The following is a 4,300-nucleotide window of genomic DNA, read 5'->3' on the forward strand; positions in this document are numbered from 1 at the left end:
TATATCAAAATATTTTGAAAAAAGCAAAAGTTAATAATACTCAAAAAATGCTGTATGTAGCAATCTTAATTTAATTTGCGAGATATTATAGACCTTTAGAGAACAGCTTAAACTGTGACTAGAAAGTCATTGCTTTTTGACAAATAACTTAGAATTACTCTTAATAGAGTAATTAACAATATAGGTTTCTTATTCAGTTACTTATCTAAACTAAAATTAAATCATAGTAAAATTCAAGAGGACTATTGCAATTACCCTCTTTTTTTTAACCTCAACTATCACCGAAAAAAAAATGATACTCTCTTGAGTTAATGGCAATTAGTAGTTATGGTTTGCTGAAAAAGTCTTTTTGTTAGGGTAGGGAGTAGGGAGTAGGCAGTAGGCAGTAGTTAAGAGGAGCGGATGAACGGGGAGTTGTAGAAGAGGCAGTCATTCATAATTTCTCCTTAGTTTTTCTCTCATCATTACCCCCAAATCCTCATTTTTTCCCCTCCATCCACCAGAAAGCTGATACTTTTTCTGTTCCTAAAATTCTTCAAACCCATATCTGTATAATGCTTTTAAATCTAAAAGCATTGAAATATTAAAGACAAGTGCCTTTTTGGGGTCGAAAAAAGTTCGCCTGTTTCAGCTCTTCATGTTCAAAAAGTTATTATTTTAAGCGCATAGTTGGGCAGAAAAATAAAGAGACAATTCTTACTGCTGCCTACTCGCTCATTCCCATTTCTCCTGTCTCCTGACTCCTCCCCTCACTCATCAGACTTCTTCAGTAAACCCTAAGTATTCAACCAGACATAATATTAATGGCCTGTAGCATGGCCAGAGTCCTCAATTATCCTTTTGTAACAGAACCTTACAATTTCTTAAACCTGGGTAACTGTGGTGATAGGATTCCATAAAAAGGTTCATATAAAAAATCTATGGCAGACGAACTAACAGGTCAACCCCCCATTTTCGGTGGCAGTACTGGTGGCTTACTGACCAAGGCCGAAGTTGAAGAAAAGTACGCTATTACCTGGACTAGCTCAAAAGAGCAGGTATTTGAAATGCCTACAGGTGGTGCAGCTATTATGAATGAAGGTGAAAATCTACTATACTTAGCTCGCAAAGAGCAATGCTTGGCCCTCGGCACTCAACTAAGGACTAAATTTAAGCCCAAAATTGAGGACTTCAAAATCTATCGGATTTTCCCTGATGGTTCCACTGAGTATCTACATCCAAAAGATGGAGTCTTCCCTGAAAAGGTTAATGAAGGACGTCCTTATGTAGGTAAGATCGACCGCAACATTGGCAGTAACCCAGAGCCTGCTGCTCTCAAGTTTACTGGTAAAAAACCCTATGACGCATAGGCTCGGATCTACCAGTTATTCTATGGGATAGATTGAGCAGTAAATAATATAGGCTTTTAAGAGTAGCAATATTTTTTGCATTTTCTATCGTTTGATGATTAACACCTCGGTTTTCAGATATTTTATCTGAGGCTGAGGTGTTAATTTGATGAAGTGAAGAAGGAAGGTAGATCATAATTATACCAACTACCAAAAATAATTCTATTATCCAGTAATACTTTAATGATTAAGTAATTTAGTGGTACTTAGACATTTTCAGTTAGAAAAAATGCATCAAAGTCAGTCAGTCTAGACAAAGAAATTACATCGATGGCCTAAAAATGCCTAGGACACTTACTGATTAAGGATTTATACTTTCTTGATGTAAAAGCCGATGCTTGTTTATTTTTTACCAGTTCATAGCAGGTGGTTTTTGTTCAGCTGTCCAGTGACAAAGAAATCCTTGAAAGCTGACAATGTGCTCGTTTTCCACTTTGAATACATGGGCCCATCGATTTTGGAATGGCTCACCTGAAGCTTTACATACACCTGTTTCCTCGCCAAGCACAATTACTGTCACATCATCCTCAAAAAAGCTCCGTGGTTCAAAAGAATTAAACTCCCAACTGTCTGCGAGTATATCCAATAATTTACGCACACCGCTGATGCCGTGAAACGCTTGGCAATTCTCTAATGTCGATGGTCCGTTGACAACCCACTCAATATCTTCTGAGCAAAGTTTCAGAAACCCATCAAGATCGCCTCTGGTAAAACACTCATAAACCTTTTTCACTACCTCAAGGGCTATCGCCATTTTCCACTCCTGATATTTTTCAAAGATATTTAAAGTATTGATGTGTAATTGTTTTAGGATTTTGTAACTGGTCAGTTTTTTCCGCCATCCTTCACTAGGAGTAGTATCAACATTATTAATGCTCTCAGCATCTCCTGTAGCTACAAGCCCTTAAGCAGCCAGCATACCTTAATATTTAGAATTTCACAATTAATGAAAGAAAATAACAACATAATCAAGAGTATCTTTGTTGTAATATTAGGTGGGTCATCAATTAAAAATTGACAAAATAGCTATTCTATGCTTGATAGAGATGATGATAACTATGCCAATAAAATGACTGAAGCTACCAAATAAATTCCTCCCAGAAGGTATTGGTTACTGAATCTCAAATCTAAAACCTCAAAATTTATGATATTCCCAGACTTCTCCCAATTTTCCCAACTAGCAAAACAAGGTAACTTTGTTCCTGTCTACCAAGAATTGGTAGCAGACCTCGATACTCCTGTTTCTGCTTGGTATCGTGTCTGTGCGGGTCAACCATACAGTTTTTTACTAGAGTCAGTTGAAGGTGGAGAGAAAATCGGACGCTATAGTTTTCTTGGCTGTGACCCATTGTGGACATTGGAAGCAAGAGGCGATCGCACTACCCAAACCTACCGGGATGGCACAGTTAAAACTTTTGATGGAGACCCCTTTGATACTCTAGATAACTGTCTGCGAAACTATCAACCTGTCAAACTACCTCAACTACCACCTGGTATTGGTGGCTTATTTGGTTTTTGGGGTTATGAATTGATTCAGTGGATCGAATCTCGTGTACCTGTTTACCCATATACTGAAAATGATTTGCCTGATGGTTTATGGATGCAGGTTGATAATCTTTTGGTTTTTGACCAGGTAAAGCGGAAGATTTGGGCGATCGCCTATGCCGACCTCCGTTCCCCAGAAATAGATTTAGAGGCAGCTTATCAACAAGCTTGCGACCGTGTTTCTCAGTTAGTAGATAAATTGCAATCTCCTCTATCGCAACAAGATACTTTACTAGAGTGGCAACCACCAGGCGGAAAAAGTCGAGAAGTTGGAGACATCTATAGTAGTAATACACCCCGCGAACAATTTTGTGCCAACGTTGAAAAAGCTAAAGACTACATCAAAGCAGGAGATATTTTTCAGGTAGTTATTTCGCAACAACTTTCAGCTGAATATACAGGGGAGCCATTTGCTCTTTATCGTTCCCTAAGATTAATTAACCCTTCTCCCTACATGGCTTATTTTAATTTTGGTGATTGGCAAATCATTGGTTCGAGTCCGGAAGTTATGGTGAAAGCAGAAAATACCCCTGATGGCAAACGTCTTGCTACGGTTAGACCAATTGCCGGAACTCGTCCCCGTGGTAAAACTTATGCAGAAGATAATGCTTTAGCTGAGGAGTTGTTGCAAGACCCGAAAGAAAGAGCGGAACATATTATGTTAGTCGATCTAGGTCGGAATGATTTGGGGCGGGTTTGCCGAGTGGGAACGGTAAAAGTTGATGAGTTAATGATAATTGAACGTTATTCTCATGTGATGCACATTGTTAGTAATGTGGTGGGAGAATTGGCAGATGATAAAACTGCTTGGGATTTATTGAAGGCTTGTTTTCCAGCGGGTACTGTTAGCGGTGCGCCGAAAATTCGGGCGATGGAAATTATTAATGAATTAGAACCTTGTCGTCGGGGTGCTTATTCTGGGGTTTATGGACATTATGATTTTGAGGGTCAGTTGAATAGTGCGATTACGATTAGAACTATGGTTGTTCGGCCACAAAGTAATGGTAAACACACGGTAACTGTGCAAGCGGGAGCTGGTTTGGTTGCTGATTCTGTGCCGGAAACAGAGTACGAGGAAAGTATTAATAAAGCTAGAGGTTTGTTGGAGGCAATTCGGTGTTTGAAAAAGAGTTAAAAGTTGTAATAGTGATTGGTTTGAGAACTGGTTGGAAAATTGTTTACTACCAAAATTACAACCAGGGCAAGTGATCATACTGGCTCATGCAACATTTCAAAAATCAGTTGAGATTGAAAAATTAGTGGCCAAACAAGGGTGTGAAATATAGTATTTACCACCTTACTCACCAGACTTTAATTAGGGCTTGCTGAAAAAGTCTTTTTTAAGGAGTAGGGGAGCGGGGGAGTAG

Annotated in this window: 3 protein-coding genes; 2 read left to right on the top strand and 1 reads right to left on the bottom strand. The window is 38.8% G+C overall.

Features of this window, described 5'->3' with window-relative positions:
• Positions 1–920 precede the first annotated feature (920 nt).
• Positions 921–1,349 (top strand): photosystem I reaction center subunit II PsaD, encoded by a 429-nt coding sequence (gene psaD, locus AC3DU7_RS26635; RefSeq protein WP_293155700.1) that lies wholly within the window; start codon positions 921–923, stop codon positions 1,347–1,349.
• A 388-nt stretch (positions 1,350–1,737) separates the two neighbouring features.
• Here the strand turns inward: psaD and AC3DU7_RS26640 are convergent, their stop codons facing one another.
• Positions 1,738–2,142 carry a nuclear transport factor 2 family protein gene (locus AC3DU7_RS26640; protein WP_488042284.1) on the bottom strand — a complete coding sequence of 135 codons (405 nt, stop codon included), beginning with the start codon at positions 2,140–2,142 and terminating at the stop codon, positions 1,738–1,740.
• Positions 2,143–2,532: 390 nt separating this feature from the next.
• On the opposite strand from AC3DU7_RS26640, the gene trpE reads away from it, so the two are divergent.
• Entirely contained in the window at positions 2,533–4,068 is a 1,536-nt protein-coding gene (gene trpE / locus AC3DU7_RS26645; protein ID WP_488042285.1) for an anthranilate synthase component I, read from the top strand.
• The last annotated feature ends 232 nt before the right edge of the window (positions 4,069–4,300 follow it).

Source organism: Okeania sp., from assembly GCF_983059655.1.